The sequence below is a fragment of the Allotamlana fucoidanivorans genome, assembly GCF_045788535.1.
Taxonomy (GTDB): domain Bacteria; phylum Bacteroidota; class Bacteroidia; order Flavobacteriales; family Flavobacteriaceae; genus Allotamlana; species Allotamlana fucoidanivorans.
On record NZ_CP074074.1, the window covers coordinates 2,350,268 to 2,369,402 of the forward strand.

A 19,135-nucleotide genomic window follows, 5' to 3' on the forward strand; every position below is an offset into this window, starting at 1 on the left:
TTTAGCTATAGAATATTCATGGCTTCTAAAAAATACAAATCGTTTTATGTGCTCGTTGCATGTGCCTACATCGTGGGGATTGAGGTTTTTTTAAGAATGAATGGCGGGACAATTTTTTATGAAGCCAGTAAGTATGTTGTTATCCTTTTTGTGTTGATGGGCATGTTTAGCAATGGTATATCAAGGTCGGCCTTTGTTTATATTGTATACATGTTATTGTTAATTCCAGGAGTTTTTGTATCCATAAGTGAAATGGGATTTGAAACAGATATTAGGAGAGCTGTAGCGTTTAATTTGAGTGGTCCTGTATGTTTAGGGTTGTCTGCTATGTTTTGTTTTAAGCGTAATATTAGCTTCAAACAATTAAAAGTTATATTGATAGCATTAGTATTGCCACTTGTTAGCATGGCGGTATATTTAATACTTTATGCACCTAATTTAGAAGAGGTTGTAACAAGTACAAACTCTAATTTTGCAGCTTCTGGAGGTTTCGGCCCTAATCAAGTGGCGACTGTCTTAGGTTTAGGAATTTTTGTCTTGTCGGCCAAGTTTTTTATGTCAAGAGAAAATGTTTTTCATAGAACGATTGACTTATTTCTGCTGGGTTTATTGGGTTTTAGAGCTTTGGTTACCTTTAGTAGAGGAGGTGTTTTAACAGCAGTAATTATGATATTTGCCTTTGTAGGGTTGTATTATCTAAAGGTTAATTTGAAAACCAAATTTAGAATTAAATTCTCTCTCATTTTATTTGTTTTGATAGGTCTAGGAACTTGGTTTGTAGGATCTATAGAAACAAGAGGATTTCTAGATAAACGTTATGCTAATGAAGATGCTGCGGGAAGAGAAAAGGAAGATATTACAACTGGGAGAGCCGATTTGTTAGCTTTTGAATTAGGAACGTTTTTGGAACATCCGTTTTTAGGTTTAGGCGTAGGAAAGGTAAAAGATGAACGTTTAAAAGAAACTGGTGTTGAAGCTGCTTCACATAATGAAATGAGTAGAATTGTGGCTGAACATGGCATGCTAGGTATTATTGCGTTTTTAATTTTATTAGTAACACCTTTATCGTATAGATTAAACAATAAAAGAAATGTACTCTTTTACTCTTTTTATTTATTTTGGCTGTTAACGATAAACCATTCGGCTATGCGCATTGCGGCACCAGCGTTTATATATGGATTATGTTTGTTAAATATCACGTATGACAAAACTCCTGTACATAGGAAACAAGCTCTCTCAAAACGGTAAAACACAAACTACCATTGAAACGCTTAGTGCACTTCTAGGGCAAGAGGGTTTTGAGGTAATTAGTGCTTCTGAAAAGCAAAATAAGATAATACGATTATGGGATATGCTGTGGCATGTATTGAAATATAGACGAAGTATTGATTATGTTTTGATAGACACTTACAGTACCTTTAACTTCTATTATGCTTATTTAGTGAGTCAGTTATGCAGATGCTTTAAAGTGCCTTATATTCCAATATTACACGGAGGTGATCTGCCTAAGAGATTAAAAACGTCGCCCAGATTATCAAAAATCCTATTTAAAAATGCCTATACCAACGTGGCTCCTTCTTTATACACAAAAGCCCGTTTTGGGGTATGTGGTTTTAAAAATGTAATCTGTATTCCTAATACAATAGAGATTGAGAATTATCCATTTAAACCCCGATTGTATAAAAAAATAAAACTATTATGGGTGCGTTCTTTTTCTAAAATATATAATCCGAAGTTGGGTATTGATATTTTAAAATTACTATTAGAATCTGGAATGGAAGCAGATTTATGTATGGTTGGCCCAGAAGGCGACGGAAGTTTAAAGGAAACAAAAGCCTATGCTAAGAAAAAAAACGTAGACGTAACCTTTACGGGAAAGTTATCAAAGAAAGATTGGGTTGCCTTGTCTGAACATTATAATGTTTTTATCAATACTACAATGGTTGATAATATGCCTGTTAGTGTGCTTGAAGCCATGGCTTTGGGTTTGCCAGTAATTACTACACATGTTGGTGGGATGCCTTATTTGATAGATAATCATGTAGATGGGATATTGGTGAAATCTAATCATTCAAAAGGCTTTGTAAATGCCATTCAGTATCTTATCAATAATCAAGATGATGTAAATAAGATGGTGCAAAAAGCGAGGATGAAAGTAGAACATTATGATTGGCAGGTTGTCAAAAAACAGTGGATTTCTCTACTTTCTTAATATCTGATCGCAGATAACTTATTATATTTACAGGGCAGACCATTTTAACCTACTCATGCCAAAAAGTAATATCCATTTTAATATTTCTGAGCGCAAAGTACTCCTGCGACTATTTGATATTATTTCCGTTTTATTGGTTTTATTTTTTGTAGGTAATACCTTCGAATTTGGTTATTTTCAAATCACAAAAGACAAATGGCGCTGGGTTTTTGTACTTATACTTTACATCTGGGTGTTTGGAACCATTTTTGAAATGTATGATTTGCAAAAGTCTAGTAAGATAGAAAGAATTAGTACCAGTATAGTATTTACGGTGTCAACCACTGTGTTATTTTATCTTCTAACACCTTATTTTACACCTACTTTGCCTTACAATAGGTTGCAAATTCTTTATTTTTATTTTGCCATACTTACAGCTCTAATGTTATGGCGGATAGCATACATTACGTTTATTGTGTCTCCTCGTTTTTATAAAAGTGTTTTGGTGATTGGGGAAACATCAAATATGGAAACGATTTTAGAAGCTTTTAAAAAAGCAGATCCTAATTATAAAATTGTGGGTTTTGTTAATTGTGATAATCGTTTGCAGGGCACCTATAAAACTACCGATGTACCAGAATATTCTATAAAACAAATAGAAGAAGTGATTGAAAAACAGGGCATTTCTGAAATCGTTATTGCGAGTTACAATTCAGATTCTATCACTTCAGAAATTTATTATACACTTTTAAGATTATTGGAAAAAGGGTTTCCTATAAACGAATATACGCAGGTTTATGAGGATATGACTCTTAGTGTTCCTGTTCAGTTTGTGGGTAAAGATTTTTATAGATATTTTCCGTTTAGTAGAAGTAATCAAAACCGTTTGTACAGATTTTTTCATCGATTATTTGATATCGTATTTTCATTTCTTGGTATTTTAATCGGTTTGATGTTTGTACCGTTTGTCGTATTAGGTAACCTCATTGGTAATAGAGGGCCGCTTTTGTATTCTCAAGAACGTGTTGGAAAAAATGGTAAAATTTTTAAAATCATCAAGTACAGAACCATGATTGTGGATGCCGAAAAATCAGGAGCGGTGTGGTCAACTAAAGGCGATGTTCGAATAACCCCTTTTGGTAAATTTTTACGCCATTCCAGATTTGATGAAGTTCCTCAATTTATTAACGTTTTAAAGGGGGATATGAGTCTTATTGGCCCCAGACCAGAACGCCCTTATTTTGTAAAGGAGCTATCAAAAATGCTCCCATTTTATGAAACGCGCCACATGGTTAAGCCTGGACTAACAGGCTGGGCACAGGTAAAAACAAGATATGGTTCTTCGGTAGATGATAGTTTACTAAAGTTGCAGTATGATCTATTCTATATAAAGCATCGAGGTTTTATGCTTGATTTAAATATTATTATTAAAACTTTGAGTACTATTATCTTCTTTAGGGGGCAGTAATTTAATGCGTATAATGGTAAACCAAATAGATATATCGAATAAATAATGCCATCATAAGTGGAATTAGTCCAATGGCAAACACCTGAACACCAATAATCCAGTGTAAGGTTAACAAACATAAAAGAATAACGAGTAGTTTAATATACCTAATAAACCAGGCACTCACTTTGGTTTTATATAATTGCCCAATAACAACTAGGTTTAATGCAAAGGCCCATAATAAATTATAGTTTTGGTGGGTACCTGTATGGTTGGTAGCAAACCAGAGTAACAATAATAAAACACCAATGATTCCTGTAATAGCAAAGAGTGCAATGTCAAGCCATTTACTTTGCGATTGGTTTCTGTAATCCTTATAGGTAACAAAAATAATAAGTAAGCTAACAATGCCTAAAATGAAAAGAGGGCTGGTGAAAAAGGCACTTGATTTTGTGGTGTCTTTTTGTTTGTATAAAACGGAACTTTGTTTTACTAAAGCTTGGTTTGTAGTTTTTAGTGTTGCTTTATTAAAAAAACTGTAGATGTTTTTAGGTAAAAACATATGATCTTCAGCAGGAGCTGTTTTATCAATTACAGAACCTAAAGCGATATCAATACCTAAACTACCCCACGAGTTTCTATTTAAGTTGTTTTGAATGAGGGCTCTAAAAGAGGCATTTTCAAAAGTGTCAGGTGTTTCAAAATGTATCTGATTATTTAGCGTATGATTTACTACGTCTTTAATTTTTGTGGCACAGTTGTCAAAGAAAAAGTCGTACAAATAGTTTCTGTTTTCTGGCTTGTAATTGTTGATTAAAAAATCATATAATTGCTGTTTTTCGCTTTGCGACAAATTTAAAACCTGTTCTTCAACTGTTCTGTTCTGATATATGTAAAATCTTAAAAAGTCGTAAAAATTGCTTTGTCCTAAAGCATAGTTTAGTTTTCCTTTAGCAAAATTCAAGTAAAAATTAGGCGCTTCAAAATCAAACCTACCGTAGTCATAGGTTTTATCAAGATTAATACTTGGATCTTGAATTCTGAAAGCATTATGTCCAAAGGCATCGTTAAGAGATGTACCAGGCGCAATGGTTAACACACTAATTTTTGCTTGTTCAGATAAAATAATGTCTTGCGCGTAACTAGTGAAGCACAAAAAAATAAAAAAAAGTTTGAGTGTTTTTTGCATTATCTAAAAATACTAAAATCAAGTTTTAAGGAAAACACATTCGAATATAACGCTACACTTTGATCACCAATATCGGTAAAAGCATAATCTATTTGAATACCATTGTATTTAAAACCTAAGCCAAAACTGGGTTGAAAGCTAAGTTGTTCTGAGTTATCAAGCTGCAACTCGTTTTGAAAATTTCCCATACCTGCTCTTAAAAATACAAGGTCGGTATATCCAAACTCAAAACCTACTGCTGGATTTATACTCACAAAAGATGTAGATATGATATCATTAGTTTGTGAAAAACGCATGTTCAGGTTTACCGATGTAAGTAAAGTATAGTCGTAGTGAAAGTCAACCAATTTAGAAATACCTACCTGTAATTTTGGAATAGTAATTTCAGTTGTTTCAGGCAGTTCTTGATTTTGACCTGCAACGGCATCTCTAATATCTTGGAAAGCTTCTTCATCAATGGCCCAAGTATTGAAAGTTGTAGTAATATCTCTTGCCATGATACCAAATTTCCAATCATTTGACGTTTCAAATTGTAATCCTACGTCAAAACCAAACCCCCAAGAGGTGGCAAATTTTCCAATGATACGGCGAATAACCTTTGCGTTTATACCATAGTTGAGACCTTGCACAGGCAAACTTCGGGCATATGAAAAGGTGAGTCCGTAATCGGCTGTTGAAAATAAACTTATTCTATCGTAGTTTATATTGCCTTGTTCATCAATGAGTTGCGTGGTGTTTAAAATGTCGTCAACAGCAAATCTAATTAGAGAGAAACCTACCGCGCTTCTATCATCAAGAGGCATGGCAAATGCGGCATAATCATAATTAGCTATATTGGCAAAATAACTGGAGTGCATAAGTGCCAACTGATTGTCCTCAAGTTTGATTAAACCAGCAGGATTCCAATACGCCGCATTAACATCCGATGTGTGTGCCGTAACAGCACTACTCATACTTAATGCCGCCGCATCAACACCAATGTTCATAAACTCATTAGAGTACTTTCTAACAGTTTGACTAAACATGGTTAATGATAAGGCGCAAAAAAAAGTGGTTAAGTAAGCTCTCAATCGCGAATTTTTTACAAAGATGCACATTATTTATCAACCTATAAACTTCAATTTTATATAGATATTGTTTAATACTTGTATTAGACTGTAATTGTTTGTTACTTTTACAAAAAAAAGGTAAAATATGAAGCAACATATTCCTAATGCGATAACATTGTTAAATTTATTCTGTGGAAGTATAGCGGTGATTTTTACGGTTAATAATAATCTGCTTACGGCGGCTATATTTGTGTTTTTAGGGATATTTTTCGATTTTTTTGATGGTTTTGCAGCAAGAAAACTAAAGGTTCAAAGTGAATTGGGCTTGCAGTTAGATTCTTTGGCCGACGTAGTTACCAGTGGATTGGTGCCAGGATTGGTCATGTACAAACTCTTAGTGCTTTCCTTGGACAGAGTGGTTTTAAATAGTTCTAATGGATGGTCTGGCAATGGTTTTTCTGGCATTACACCCGCTTCATTGTTGCCTTTATTCGGGCTATTCATTACTTTGGCGTCAGCATATCGTCTGGCTAAATTTAATATTGATGATGAGCAACAAACCTATTTTAAAGGTTTGCCAACACCTGCCAATGCATTACTTATTTTATCATTACCACTTATTTTAGAATTTCAAGATAATGACGTTATAAATGCAGTCATTCTTAATAAATGGTTTTTAATAGCGGTGACCATTTTAAGTTGTTACCTGTTGAATTCAAAAATTAAACTTTTTGCCTTAAAGTTTAAAGATTTTAGTTTTAAAGCAAACGCCATACGCTACATCTTTTTAATATTAAGTTTGGTAATGCTTATTGTATTGCAATTTGCTGCCGTTCCTTTTATTATTGTATTGTATATTTTGTTATCAGTTTTAGATAAGTCAACTTCAAAATAAAAAAAATGGCATCAGGATTTTTTGCACTTTTAGATGATATTGCCACGTTAATGGATGATGTTGTGGTAATGAGTAAAATTTCTACTAAAAAAACAGCAGGAATTTTAGGAGATGATTTAGCCGTTAATGCTGAAAAGGCCACAGGCTTTGTGTCTTCTCGAGAGCTTCCGGTACTATGGGCTATTACCAAAGGATCTGCACTTAATAAGCTTATTATTTTACCTATTGCTTTTTTACTCAGTGCTTTTGCTCCATGGGGGGTTACTTTGGCACTTATTTTAGGAGCCATTTATCTCGCATTTGAAGGTGCAGAAAAAATATATCATGCTTTAGTACCCCACACGTCTAAAAAAAATGAAGTTGAAACAATTAACAAATTAGAAGATTTTAAGGATGAAGCGAGTGAAGTAACAGAACAAGAGAAAATAAAGTCGGCCATTTTTACCGATTTTATTTTATCTGTTGAGATTGTTATCATAGCTTTAGGTACCGTTATAGGTAAGCCCATTTTGTTTCAAATACTTGTGGTCTCCATTGTTGCTATGGTTGCAACTATTGGGGTGTATGGTATCGTGGCGTTGATTGTTAGAATGGATGATTTTGGATTGAAATTAGTTGGTTTAAACGCTAATAAAAAAAGCTTTACCCATATAATAGGTAGTTTGTTGATAAGAACTTTACCATGGGTTATTAAAGGGCTTTCTGTTATTGGGACTATTGCTTTGTTACTTGTTTCAGGGGGTATTTTTGTGCATAATCTTGGGTTTTTGCATCATTTCTTAGAAAGCATACCAAGATTTATGAGAGATTTTATTGTAGGGTTGTTGGTAGGTGTTTTGGCGCTGATCTTTGTAAAACTAATTGGTTTTATAAAAAAAGGCCTAGCCAAAAGCTAGACCTTATTGAGTGTTTTTAAAGCACCATGTTTTTAATTTTGCATAACGCTTTTTGTCTTTTTTTCAAGCATATTAACTTTACTTGGGTCAATAACTTCTCCTTTAATTTTCAATGCTACGGTTGGAGTTTCAGCGTTTGAAATTACTGTAATAGTTTTTCTAATAGGATTAACTCTATTTGTATCATATTTAACTTCAATTTCGCCTGTTTTACCAGGTAAAATGGGGTCTTTTGGTTTTTTAGGAATCGTACAACCACAGCTTGACGTTACTTTAGATATGATTAAAGGTTCGTTACCTGTGTTTGTAAATTCAAAAACTCTTACACCGTTGGCACCCTTTTCAATTGTTCCATAATCAATCGTAGTTGTTTTAAAATCAATTTTTGCTTGGGCGCTTAAGGATAGGTTAACTAAACCTATGAATAAAATTGTAAATAATTGTTTCATAATTTATTTTTTAAGTTCAAAATTTGTTCAATTAAAAATGCTCAATCTAATTACGAGCATGTAGAATTTGGGTTTAAGATCATATCAAACATACTTACTTTTTCTGCAATCTGCAAAAATATTGGCTGTAATACATTGTTGTTAAAGCGTACTGATGCTTCAAAAGTACACATTGTCATTAATTTCATTTGTTTAAAAACTGTTAAAGTGTCACTTTTTTAATTTCTATCAGCTCAAATATTGTTTTATATAAACAAGAAATATAAGTACTTTTGCACCTCACATTCAAAAATTATTCCAAAGCATGGAAATTCCATCAAAATATGATGCCAGTCAGGTAGAAAGTAAGTGGTATGACTACTGGATGACACATAATTATTTTCATTCAGAACCCGATGAAAGAGAGCCTTATACTATAGTTATTCCACCACCAAATGTAACAGGTGTGCTGCACATGGGGCATATGCTCAATAATACGATTCAGGACGTATTAATAAGACGAGCACGTTTGATGGGTAAAAATGCTTGTTGGGTGCCAGGAACAGATCATGCATCAATTGCAACAGAAGCTAAAGTGGTGGCAAAGTTGAAAGAACAAGGTATTGATAAAAATGATTTGTCTCGTGATGAATTTTTAAAGCATGCTTGGGACTGGACACATGAATATGGTGGAGTTATTCTAGAACAATTAAAAAAGCTTGGTTGCTCATGCGATTGGGATAGAACCAAATTCACCATGGATGATGATATGAGTGAAGCCGTTATCAAGGTTTTTGTAGATTTATATGAAAAAGGATTAATTTACCGAGGCTATCGTATGGTAAATTGGGATCCAGAAGCTAAAACAACATTGTCTGATGAAGAAGTGATCTATGAGGAGCGACAAGGGAATTTGTATTATTTACAATACCAAATAGAAGAAAGTGATCATACATTAACCATTGCAACAACACGTCCTGAAACGATTTTTGGTGATACGGCTATTTGTATTAATCCTAATGACGAACGTTTCTCTCATTTAAAAGGAAAGAAGGCTATTGTACCTATCTGTAACCGTGTCATTCCAATTATTGAAGATGACTATGTAGATATGGAATTTGGTACAGGGTGTTTAAAAGTTACACCAGCCCATGATGAAAACGATAAAGTTTTAGGCGATAAACATCATCTAGAAGTGGTTGATATATTTAATGAAGATGCCTCATTAAATAGTTTTGGCCTCCATTATGTAGGTAAAGACCGGTTTGTTGTTAGAAAAGAAATAGCTAAAGAACTTGAAGAAAAAGGCATTCTTTTAAAAACAGAAACGTATACAAATAAAGTAGGAACTTCTGAAAGAACTAAGGCTGTTATAGAACCACGTTTAAGTGATCAGTGGTTTTTAAAAATGGAAGATTTAGTAAAGCCAGCGATAAAAGCTGTTTTAAAAGATGATGATATTAAACTTTTTCCCAAAAAGTTTGAGAACACTTACAGGCATTGGATGGAGAATATTCGCGATTGGAATATTTCTCGTCAATTGATGTGGGGTCAACAAATTCCAGCGTATTATTATGGAGATGGAAAAGAAGACTTTGTTGTAGCCAAGAACATTGAGGAAGCACTCCAAAAAGCTAAGGATAAAACAGGTAACACGCAATTAACTATTGAAGACTTAACCCAAGACAAAGATGCATTAGATACTTGGTTCTCATCATGGTTGTGGCCCATGAGTGTTTTTGATGGCATTAGACATCCTGAAAATGAAGAAATCAATTATTATTACCCAACAAACGATTTGGTTACTGGCCCTGATATTTTATTTTTCTGGGTAGCTAGAATGATTATTGCTGGTTATGAGTATAAGGGCGAAAGACCCTTTAATAATGTGTACTTAACAGGATTAGTTCGTGATAAGCAGCGTCGTAAAATGAGTAAGTCATTAGGAAATTCTCCTGATGCTTTGAAACTTATTGAGGCGTATGGCGCAGATGGGGTTCGTGTGGGGTTATTGTTAAGCTCTGCGGCGGGTAATGATTTGTTGTTTGATGAAGCGCTTTGTCAACAAGGAAAAGGATTTGCTAATAAAATATGGAATGCTTTCCGATTGATAAAAGGGTGGGATGTTGATAGCAGTATAGACCAACCTGAAACCTCAAAAATAGGTTTAGAATGGTACGAAGCAAAGTTTCAAAGAGCGCTTCTAGATATTGAAGATCATTTTAGCAAATACCGCCTGAGTGATGCATTAATGACTATTTATAAACTAATTATGGACGATTTTTCGTCATGGTTATTAGAAATTATAAAACCTGCATACCAAAAACCAATCGATGCAAAAACCTATAATGAGGTAATTACTGCTTTTGAAAACAATCTGAAAATTTTGCATCCGTTTATGCCATTTTTAACGGAAGAAATTTGGCAGTATATTTCAGAAAGAGCACCAGAAGAAGCTTTAATAGTAGCATCTTGGCCTAAGGTGCGTACCGAAATAGATACAGCACTTATTTCTGAATTTGATTTTGCCTCTGAAGTGATTTCAGGTATTAGAAATATTAGAAAACAAAAAAATATTGCATTTAAAGAAGTTATTGGTTTTTCTGTAATAAATAATGAAAACACTCAAAATACCTTTGATGGTGTGATTTCAAAATTAGGAAATCTGGAAGCTATCCAGTATACAAGCTCACAGGTAGAAGGTGCTTTAACGTTTCGGGTAAAAGCTAATGAGTATTTTATTCCAATGGTAGGAGCGGTTGATGTTGAAGCAGAGGTTAAAAAGTTATCGGAGGAGTTAACGTATACAGAAGGGTTCTTAAAATCTATTCAAAAGAAGCTGTCAAATGATCGTTTTGTAAATAATGCGCCAGAGCAGGTGGTAGCGATTGAAAAGAAAAAAGAAGCTGACGCTTTGGCTAAGATTGAAACTCTAAAATCTAGTTTGTCTAGTTTAAAGTAAGTTTTATAACAATTCTTTATATTAAATAAAAAAGCCTTGACTAAAAATAATGTGTCAAGGCTTTTTTATTCAATCCATGTTTTATATTATATTTTAACGTCGTGCACTAGGCCGCGGTGTAGGTCTTGGAGCCGGTCTTGGTGCAGGCGTAGGTCTAGGCATTGGTCTTGGTGCTGGCCGAACAGCAGGAGCAGGTCTTGGTGTAGGCTGTGTTGGTCTCACGGATGGTTGTTGTTGAGGTTTTTGGGCCGGACGCGTAGAAGGCACCGTTACCTTATTACCTTTATTTCCGTTTTGAGGTTTCCAATCCTTTTGCACAGGTTTCCCCGTTGCTTTATCGGGTCTTACTACATCTTTTGTTTTTGAATGATCTGCTCTTCTATTTTGTTTTTGAATTTTAACAGCATCTCTACTGCGTCGTACATCCGTATGTCTATATGTATTTTTTACGTTGATATGTACATTAACATTTCTTCTATACAAATGAATAGGGTAAGGTCGCCAAGGACGGTAGTAAGGTGGGTAATAACCCCAATAGAACGGAGAATACCACGGTCTGTAATAAGGCCCCCAGAACCATACTGAGATGATTGGCGGGTGCACATAAACAGGCTCTATAATGTAGTTGTTTCCATACATTTGTACATCACCTACTACTTGTATTTTTGTGTCTCCTTTACTGTCTTTTTCAACATCAATTACCGCAACATCTTGATATTTATCTTTCCCTATTACAGCTTGTATGGTAACTACATGTGTTTTACCTTTTGAGTTGTCTATAACTCTAAGGTAGTCTACCTCACCATCGTTATTAAGATCTAGGTTAGAGATTTGCGTTTTGGGATCATTTAATTTTTTTTCAAAATCTTCTAAATCTTTTGATTCTCCAAAAACAGAAGCTACGGCTTCTAAGTCTAAATTTTTACTAATCTCATCGTTCTTTGCGGTTACCGTTGTTTTATCTTGAGCAAACGTAATATTTAGAACAAAGAACAGACATAAACCGATTATTATACTATTTTTTGTCATGTTTATTTATTTTAATGTTTATAGTTTATCTGGTTAAATATTAACTTCAACGCTAAATTAAAAACAAAGTAAAACTATTGGATGAAATTTAAAGTAGAGTGACACATTTTACACGTTAAGCCACGAAATTTACATGTGAAATAAGTTGTGTTTCAATAAAGTATGGCGTGCTTTAATCTATAAATTCAACAATCCCAAAGGTGTTTGGTTGATGTACTTTTTTTGAAATATCTTCAATGGGGAAAATTGTAGAGATAACGCGTCTTCCTATTTCAAGTTCATTGCGTTCTTGTCTAAGCGCTGTAAATGCCCATCGTGTTCCTGTTTTTATAGGGTAGAGTTCAGAAGTTCTACTCAGCGCTTTTATAGGAATGGCTAGTTCCATAATCCATCCATTATCAACATCATCATTATTATTCATAGTGCCCTCATAGGTCACTTTTACTTGGTAATTCGGGTTGTAAGCTTTTATTGCTGTGTCTTGATTTTCATAAAAATTGTTTATATATAGCACGTCATTTTTAGTTTCGTATAAATTAATTTCAAAACAAAAATGAGCTATAGTACTTTTAGGAGCAGGAATAACAAAAAACTCGGCACAATCATCTAAATAAGGTTCGCCATCTCTTTCTTTTTCAGAGGATGTTAAATATTTGTCTTCACATTCAAACAATAAATACAAAGTCTCATCATCCCAAAGCATTCTAAACGTAGTTTTCTGTTTGTCATATGGTTGTTGGGTTAAATAAAAATAATTTAATGTTCTTGCTTCTGTTTTTTGCCAATCTTTTTCGTCAGCTAAACCATCAACGGTAATTTTATTAGTGGTTTTTTTTGCTGAAAATATAGGACGGTTATCAAGTGATAGCTCATAAGCTTGCGCAACGCAAAAGGATATGGAAATGAAAAAGAAAGAGGTAAAAAGGATTGCTTGTGCAATTGTTTTTTTCATTATGTGCTAAAAGGTGTTTTAATTTCTATATAAAAAATAATTATTTACCAAATCAATATAGGATTGCTTGGCTTCTTTTTCTGAAATACCTTTTGCTTGAAAAAGAGCGTTTGTTTTGAAAGCATTTATTATAGGTTTTTTGCTTCTCGGTTTGCCATAATCATTGGTTGCCTTTTTGTAGTAGGCATAAAGTTTTAAAAGCGTATCTGCAGGAAAGGGGTCTTTATGCGCATTAACTCTTTCAACAGCTTGTTCAAACTCTATATCTAATTTAGACTTGCCCATTACTTTTCTGCAATTACTGTTTCGCCTCCTCTTACTTTTTGATTGAGTTGTACTTTAATATTCGTGTCAAGAGGTAAAAATAAATCAACTCTCGACCCAAATTTTATAAAACCAGAATCAGCACCCTGTATAGCCTTATCATTTACTTTTGCATAATTAACAATGCGTTTAGCTAAGGCTCCAGCAATTTGCCTGTGTAAAACCTTTCCATAGGTTGGGTTTTCTACAACTACAGTGGTTCGCTCATTCTCTTCGCTGGCTTTGGGGTGCCATGCTACTAAATATTTTCCTGGATGGTATTTACTAAAAATAACATTACCTCCAATAGGATAACGGGTAACATGCACATTTACTGGAGACATAAATACACTTACTTGTAATCTTTTTTCTTTGAAATATTCTTTTTCAAAAACTTCTTCAATGACTACTACTTTGCCATCAACAGGCGAAATAACCTGATGATCATTTAATTTAGTATGACGCTTAGGATTTCTAAAGAACTGTAAAATCATGACTAAGAAAAACAATAGTAAAATCATGATTGAGGTTCTCAACCATGTTATTTGAACAACATTATCAATTAATAAAAAGCACCCAACAACAAAAACAAATGTTATTAAAATGATTTTATAGCCTTCTTTATGAAACATAATTTAAAATTCTTAAAAATAAATATACAAAAGGAGCAGCAAAAATAATACTATCTAACCTGTCTAATAAGCCACCATGCCCAGGCATGATGACACCACTATCTTTAACGCCAGCCTGACGTTTAAACTTTGATTCTATTAAATCTCCTAACGTACCAAATACACTAATAATAATACTTAATATGAGCCAATTGGTGGAGTTTAATGTTTCGGTAAAGGTAGCAATAAAATAGCTCGCAATACATGAAAAGAATAGTCCGCCTAAGAATCCCTCTACGGTTTTTTTGGGAGAAATAATTTCAAAAAGTTTTTGTTTACCAAAGTTTTTCCCAACTAGGTAAGCAAAAGAATCGTTTACCCAAACTAAAATAAAAGACCCCAACAGAATATTTGGGTTATAATCTTTATAGTAATTAGCTATCAAAATTAAGAATACAAACGCACTTGATAGATAGAAGGTAGTGAGTAAGAATCTTTTGGTTGAAAAAAGCGGTATTGTTTTTTCTGAAAATAAATCTTTGATTAAAAATAATTCAACAAAAATGGATAAAACCATTAAAATTTGAGTGAATTCATTGAGGCCTTTCGAGGTGTCAAGAACCGCATGCCAGTATCCAAAAACAATATATAAAGTAATAAAAATTATATAAGGGATATAACTTTTTAACTGAATAAGCTTATTGAATTCGGCCATGCAAATTAAACCAAATACAAAGAATAAAAGAATTAAAAGCTGTTCAAAACACAAGCAAACAATAAGTAATGCAACGTAGAGCAACCCTGATAATGATCGAACAAGCGTTTCTTTCATCCTATAAGTCTTCTAAAAGGAGTAGGTAAAGATTTTTAGCACTGCTTCCATAGCTTAAAAAATCTTTTTCATCGCTAGATTTAAAATGCTTTATTGTGGTGATATTGGTAGGAATTTGCTGTTTGTTTTTAGATTTAATGCCTCTTAAACCTTCGCCAATATTTTCAACAATTTGACTGGTTGTAGCAAATACTACAAAGTTAAACGGTAATTCAGGTAATTTTTTTTCAAAAATTTGTTTTGATGAAATGAGCAAAGAGCCATCATTAGCTATAAGATTTTCACAGGTTGTTAGAAAATAGGTGGATTGATTAAGTTTTTTTGAAGGTAATATGCCACTATTTTTAAATTTGGCTTCTAAATCAGAATCTAACAGAAAAGCTTTCTCAGCCTGCCAATCGTTTTCTTGTAAAATGTAATTTAGGTTTTCAAAAACTTCATCTATATTTTCACAATACAAGAACTTACCACCATTAGCTTTAAAATTTATTGTAAATCTCTCGTCTATTGGCAGCTTTATTTCTGGCATGTATTTGCCTCTGTCATCGGATTTTAATTCTTCGCCTGATTTGTCAGATTTTGAACCAAAAAGTTTTCTAAAAAGACTCATTTAGTAAATGCTATTGTCAGAAATCATGTCGAACTACATCAAATATAAAAAATCTTAAACTAACCTTACGACTAATTCAAGATTTTTACTATATCATTAGTAGAATACCTTAATTTAATTTATTCTTCTTCGTTTGTACCTTTTATTTCTTGATTATTATTTTCTTGTTTTACTGAATTTATAGGTAATTCTTTTGAAAAGGCTCTTTTTCCAAATATTTTCTCTAAGTTATCTTTAAAAATAACTTCTTTTTCCAATAAAACTTCAGCAAGTTCAGTAAGTTTATCTTTGTTTTCTTCAAGAAGTTTAACGGCGCGAACATATTGTTCTTCTATTATTCTAGATATTTCTTTATCAATGAGCTCAGCGGTTTCTTCACTATATGGTTTAGAAAACCCGAATTCATTTTGCCCAGAAGAATCGTAATAGGTTAAATTACCAATCTTGTCACTTAACCCATAAACAGTTACCATAGCACGAGCTTGTTTGGTTACTTTTTCTAAGTCACTTAATGCACCAGTTGAAATTTTGTCAAAAATCACTTTCTCAGCCGCACGACCACCTAAAGCCGCACACATTTCATCGAGCATTTGTTCTGGTCTTACAATGAGGCGTTCTTCTGGTAAATACCAAGCAGCACCCAATGAACGTCCTCGAGGCACAATAGTTACTTTTACAAGAGGCGCAGCGTGTTCTAGCATCCAGCTAACGGTGGCGTGTCCTGCTTCATGATAGGCCACAGCTTTCTTTTCGCTTGGCGTAATAATTTTATTTTTCTTTTCTAAACCACCAATAATTCTATCAACGGCATCAAGGAAATCTTGTTTGTCAACAGCTTTTTTACCATTTCTCGCTGCAATTAAAGCCGCTTCATTACACACGTTGGCAATATCGGCACCAGAAAATCCAGGCGTTTGTTTTGATAGGAAATCTAAATCTAGATTCTCTGCTTTCTTAAGAGGTCTTAAATGTACTTCAAAAATTTCCTTACGTTCTCTTACGTCTGGCAAATCAACAAATATTTGTCGGTCAAAACGTCCAGCACGCATTAAAGCTTTGTCTAAAATATCCGCTCGGTTGGTTGCTGCTAATACAATAACATTGGTGTTTGTACCAAAACCATCCATTTCAGTCAATAACTGGTTTAGGGTGTTTTCGCGCTCATCGTTACTTCCAGACATGGCATTTTTGCCTCTGGCTCTACCGATGGCATCAATTTCATCAATAAAAATGATAGAAGGTGATTTTTCTTTAGCCTGCTTAAATAAATCTCTAACACGCGAAGCTCCTACACCAACGAACATTTCAACAAAATCTGAACCAGATAAAGAGAAGAACGGTACTTTTGCTTCACCAGCAACGGCTTTTGCTAATAATGTTTTTCCCGTTCCTGGAGGGCCTACAAGAAGCGCACCTTTTGGAATTTTACCTCCTAAAGTGGTATATTTTTCAGGGTATTTTAAGAAATCAACAATTTCTTGAACCTCTTCTTTGGCTCCTTCAAGACCAGCAACATCTTTAAAACTTGTTTTTACTTCGGTATTTTGGTCAAAAAGTTTAGCTTTTGATTTTCCGATATTAAATATTTGCCCTCCAGCACCACCTCCAGCACCACCAGACATGCGTCTCATTATAAAAATCCATACGCCAATGAGTAAAATAAAAGGGAGGATACCCATGAGTAAATTTCCCCAATCATTCGTTTCTGTATCAAAGGTTACCGTTGGTTTGTCTGATAGATCTTTAATAACGTCATTAAGTTTATTTTCAAAATTCTGCAAATCACCAAACTCAAACTTATAGTTTGGTAATCTTGTGGTAGAGAGCGCAAAGGTTTGTGGCTTTGAGTTTTTATGCACCTCTTTAGTTTCTGCATCTTTTGTTAAGTAGACTTTGGCTACTCGTGTATTTTTTATAATATCAACACGTTCAACATCACCTTCTTCCAAATATTTAAAGAAATCGGAAGGTGTAGTTAGATTGCCATTTTGGTAATCCCCGCTACTAAATAGTTGAAAGCCTAAAAATAGAGCTATTAGAATACCGTATATCCAGTACGGACTAAATTTTGGTTTTTTGTCCTTTATGTTTTTCTTATCGTTTGCCATTTGTTTTTTTAGTAACTAGTTTCTATTACAGTTGTTTTTGCATCCCCCCAAAGACTCTCTATGTCATAAAATTCTCTAACGTGTTTTTGGAAAACGTGAACCACAACATTAACGTAATCAATTAATATCCATTCAGCATTATCAACCCCTTCAGTGTGCCATGGGTGATCTTTAAGCTCTTTACTTACTTTCTTTTGAATGGAATTAACTATAGCGTTTACCTGCGTATTTGAAGTTCCTTCGCAAATAATAAAGTAATCGCAAACCGTGTTTTCAATTTCTCTTAAATCTAGGATATTAATTTCTTTTCCTTTAACATCCTCAATCCCACTAATAATAACCGATATTAATTGGTCTGCGCTGATTTTTTCTTTCGCCATTAAATTTATTTAATTTGTGCAAAGTTATTATTTTTTTGCTTCTTTACACTTTAAAAATTCTAATAAGATTTTATTGAGTAATATCAACAATATAATGCGGTTAATCAAACTTGATGCCATTGATTCTACGAATAGTTATTTAAGGCAGCTTTATGCGAATGAAGCAACTGAAGATTATACGTGTGTGCTTGCTAAGCTTCAAACCAAAGGAAGGGGGCAAATGGGTACCGTATGGGAATCTGAATCTTCTAAAAACCTTACGTGTAGTATTTTAAAGACCTTTTCAGTCTACACCATGGATAAGTCTTTTTACGTAAGTATGGTAGTAGCTTTAGCCATTATTAAGAGTTTAGAAGCTTTTTCAATACCAAAATTGCAGATAAAATGGCCGAACGACATTTTGTCAGAACAAATGAAGATTTGTGGTGTTTTAATTGAAAATGTCATAAAGCATAACCAAATAGATGCTTCTATTATTGGTATAGGGTTAAATGTAAACCAAACTACATTTAACCATTTGCCTAAAGCCTCTTCTTTAAAACTACTTACAGGAACCACTTATAATCTTGAAGAACTTACAGTCACCCTTTTAGGGTATTTAAAAAAGTATTTTTCAATATTACAATCTGGAGCTATCCATGCATTGAAAGCAGAATATGAGTCGTATTTATTTAGAAAAAACAAACCTTCTACATTTACCAATGAAGAAGGTGTATTGTTTTCTGCGTATATTCAAGGGGTAACAAATACTGGTGAACTAAAACTTCTTTTGGAAGATAATATTGTTAAAACCTTCAGTTTAAAAGAAGTTACCCTTTTGTATTAAAGGGCATTAGGAATATTTGTAGCCAGAGTTTCAATGAATTTTGAAATAGGGCCTTTAATCATCATAGCCATCATCGGATTAAAATCACCAGAGAAGCTCAATTGAACCTCGCTGGTATTTGGGCTTGTTTCATCAATAGTGCCAACTAAAGTGAAATCAATTTTTCCGCCCGCGGCCCCCAATACTATGTTGTTGGGCGGTGTAACTTCTTTCTTTTTTAAGACAATTTCAGGCATGCCTTTTAATGCAAACACAAAAGTGTCTTCGCTTAAAACTTCAAACTTACTTATGTTTTCGGGCATTAAAGCTTCAAAGTTTTTAACTTCAGAAAGAAAATTGAAAATAGTTTCAGGCGATTTCCTAACACTTACTTTTGGAGATTCTAAATTCATATGAATATATTTTATTTCGCGTACTGTTAATGGAT

General features: G+C 33.7%; 19 protein-coding genes. 7 read left to right on the forward strand and 12 right to left on the reverse strand.

What is annotated here, in order from left to right; all coding sequences use genetic code 11:
* Positions 1 to 18 precede the first annotated feature (18 nt).
* From KFZ70_RS10345 to KFZ70_RS10355, 3 genes are read left to right on the forward strand one after another with little or no spacing between them, the layout of a single operon-like run.
* Positions 19 to 1,248 (forward strand): O-antigen ligase, encoded by a 1,230-nt coding sequence (locus KFZ70_RS10345; protein ID WP_233244008.1) that lies wholly within the window; start codon positions 19 to 21, stop codon positions 1,246 to 1,248.
* Positions 1,202 to 2,212 carry a glycosyltransferase family 4 protein gene (locus tag KFZ70_RS10350; RefSeq protein WP_139695391.1) on the forward strand — a complete coding sequence of 337 codons (1,011 nt, stop codon included), beginning with the start codon at positions 1,202 to 1,204 and terminating at the stop codon, positions 2,210 to 2,212. The genes KFZ70_RS10345 and KFZ70_RS10350 overlap by 47 nt, the downstream gene beginning before the upstream one ends.
* A gap of 55 nt (positions 2,213 to 2,267) precedes the next feature.
* On the forward strand, positions 2,268 to 3,659 hold the full coding sequence (locus tag KFZ70_RS10355) for a sugar transferase (protein WP_139695390.1): 1,392 nt from the start codon (positions 2,268 to 2,270) through the stop codon (positions 3,657 to 3,659).
* Position 3,660: 1 nt separating this feature from the next.
* Here KFZ70_RS10355 and KFZ70_RS10360 read toward each other — a convergent pair whose 3' ends face one another.
* Together KFZ70_RS10360 and KFZ70_RS10365 are read right to left on the reverse strand one after the other, a co-directional pair.
* Positions 3,661 to 4,794 (reverse strand): DUF4105 domain-containing protein, encoded by a 1,134-nt coding sequence (locus KFZ70_RS10360; RefSeq protein ID WP_233244007.1) that lies wholly within the window; start codon positions 4,792 to 4,794, stop codon positions 3,661 to 3,663.
* Between the two features lie 32 nt (positions 4,795 to 4,826).
* Positions 4,827 to 5,852, reverse strand: coding sequence for a PorV/PorQ family protein (locus KFZ70_RS10365; protein WP_233244006.1), 1,026 nt, complete (start codon positions 5,850 to 5,852; stop codon positions 4,827 to 4,829).
* Positions 5,853 to 6,021: 169 nt separating this feature from the next.
* Between KFZ70_RS10365 and KFZ70_RS10370 the strand changes: the two genes are divergently transcribed.
* Together KFZ70_RS10370 and KFZ70_RS10375 are read left to right on the forward strand one after the other, a co-directional pair.
* Entirely contained in the window at positions 6,022 to 6,771 is a 750-nt protein-coding gene (locus tag KFZ70_RS10370) for a phosphatidylcholine/phosphatidylserine synthase (RefSeq protein ID WP_139695388.1), read from the forward strand.
* A gap of 5 nt (positions 6,772 to 6,776) precedes the next feature.
* Positions 6,777 to 7,667, forward strand: coding sequence for a DUF808 domain-containing protein (locus KFZ70_RS10375; protein ID WP_139695387.1), 891 nt, complete (start codon positions 6,777 to 6,779; stop codon positions 7,665 to 7,667).
* Between the two features lie 32 nt (positions 7,668 to 7,699).
* On the opposite strand, the gene KFZ70_RS10380 is transcribed toward KFZ70_RS10375, so the two are convergent.
* Positions 7,700 to 8,116, reverse strand: coding sequence for a DUF1573 domain-containing protein (locus KFZ70_RS10380; protein ID WP_139695386.1), 417 nt, complete (start codon positions 8,114 to 8,116; stop codon positions 7,700 to 7,702).
* 304 nt (positions 8,117 to 8,420) lie between these two features.
* Between KFZ70_RS10380 and KFZ70_RS10385 the strand changes: the two genes are divergently transcribed.
* Positions 8,421 to 11,057, forward strand: a complete 2,637-nt coding sequence (locus KFZ70_RS10385) for a valine--tRNA ligase (RefSeq protein ID WP_139695385.1) — start codon at positions 8,421 to 8,423, stop codon at positions 11,055 to 11,057.
* A gap of 93 nt (positions 11,058 to 11,150) precedes the next feature.
* Here the strand turns inward: KFZ70_RS10385 and KFZ70_RS10390 are convergent, their stop codons facing one another.
* From KFZ70_RS10390 to rsfS, 8 genes are all read right to left on the reverse strand, one after another.
* Positions 11,151 to 12,086: a hypothetical protein gene (locus KFZ70_RS10390; protein ID WP_139695384.1), complete on the reverse strand. Its 936-nt coding sequence runs from the start codon at positions 12,084 to 12,086 to the stop codon at positions 11,151 to 11,153.
* A gap of 172 nt (positions 12,087 to 12,258) precedes the next feature.
* Positions 12,259 to 13,038, reverse strand: a complete 780-nt coding sequence (locus KFZ70_RS10395) for a carbohydrate-binding family 9-like protein (RefSeq protein WP_139695383.1) — start codon at positions 13,036 to 13,038, stop codon at positions 12,259 to 12,261.
* 18 nt (positions 13,039 to 13,056) lie between these two features.
* Positions 13,057 to 13,323 (reverse strand): acyl-CoA-binding protein, encoded by a 267-nt coding sequence (locus tag KFZ70_RS10400; RefSeq protein WP_139695382.1) that lies wholly within the window; start codon positions 13,321 to 13,323, stop codon positions 13,057 to 13,059.
* The gene (locus KFZ70_RS10405) at positions 13,323 to 13,973 is read right to left on the reverse strand and encodes a phosphatidylserine decarboxylase family protein (RefSeq protein ID WP_139695381.1); all 651 of its coding nucleotides are present in this window, start codon (positions 13,971 to 13,973) and stop codon (positions 13,323 to 13,325) included. Before KFZ70_RS10405 ends, KFZ70_RS10400 begins: the two co-directional genes overlap by 1 nt.
* On the reverse strand, positions 13,963 to 14,784 hold the full coding sequence (locus tag KFZ70_RS10410; protein WP_139695380.1) for a phosphatidate cytidylyltransferase: 822 nt from the start codon (positions 14,782 to 14,784) through the stop codon (positions 13,963 to 13,965). The genes KFZ70_RS10405 and KFZ70_RS10410 overlap by 11 nt, the downstream gene beginning before the upstream one ends.
* 1 nt (position 14,785) lies before the next feature.
* Positions 14,786 to 15,394 carry an LUD domain-containing protein gene (locus KFZ70_RS10415; protein WP_139695379.1) on the reverse strand — a complete coding sequence of 203 codons (609 nt, stop codon included), beginning with the start codon at positions 15,392 to 15,394 and terminating at the stop codon, positions 14,786 to 14,788.
* A 119-nt stretch (positions 15,395 to 15,513) separates the two neighbouring features.
* Positions 15,514 to 17,502, reverse strand: a complete 1,989-nt coding sequence (gene ftsH, locus KFZ70_RS10420; RefSeq protein ID WP_139695378.1) for an ATP-dependent zinc metalloprotease FtsH — start codon at positions 17,500 to 17,502, stop codon at positions 15,514 to 15,516.
* 8 nt (positions 17,503 to 17,510) lie between these two features.
* Positions 17,511 to 17,882, reverse strand: coding sequence for a ribosome silencing factor (rsfS, locus tag KFZ70_RS10425; RefSeq protein ID WP_139695377.1), 372 nt, complete (start codon positions 17,880 to 17,882; stop codon positions 17,511 to 17,513).
* 94 nt (positions 17,883 to 17,976) lie between these two features.
* On the opposite strand from rsfS, the gene KFZ70_RS10430 reads away from it, so the two are divergent.
* Positions 17,977 to 18,708, forward strand: coding sequence for a biotin--[acetyl-CoA-carboxylase] ligase (locus KFZ70_RS10430; RefSeq protein ID WP_139695376.1), 732 nt, complete (start codon positions 17,977 to 17,979; stop codon positions 18,706 to 18,708).
* Here the strand turns inward: KFZ70_RS10430 and KFZ70_RS10435 are convergent.
* Positions 18,705 to 19,100: an SRPBCC family protein gene (locus KFZ70_RS10435; RefSeq protein ID WP_139695375.1), complete on the reverse strand. Its 396-nt coding sequence runs from the start codon at positions 19,098 to 19,100 to the stop codon at positions 18,705 to 18,707. The two genes, KFZ70_RS10430 and KFZ70_RS10435, sit on opposite strands and share 4 nt — an antisense overlap.
* Positions 19,101 to 19,135: the final 35 nt, after the last annotated feature.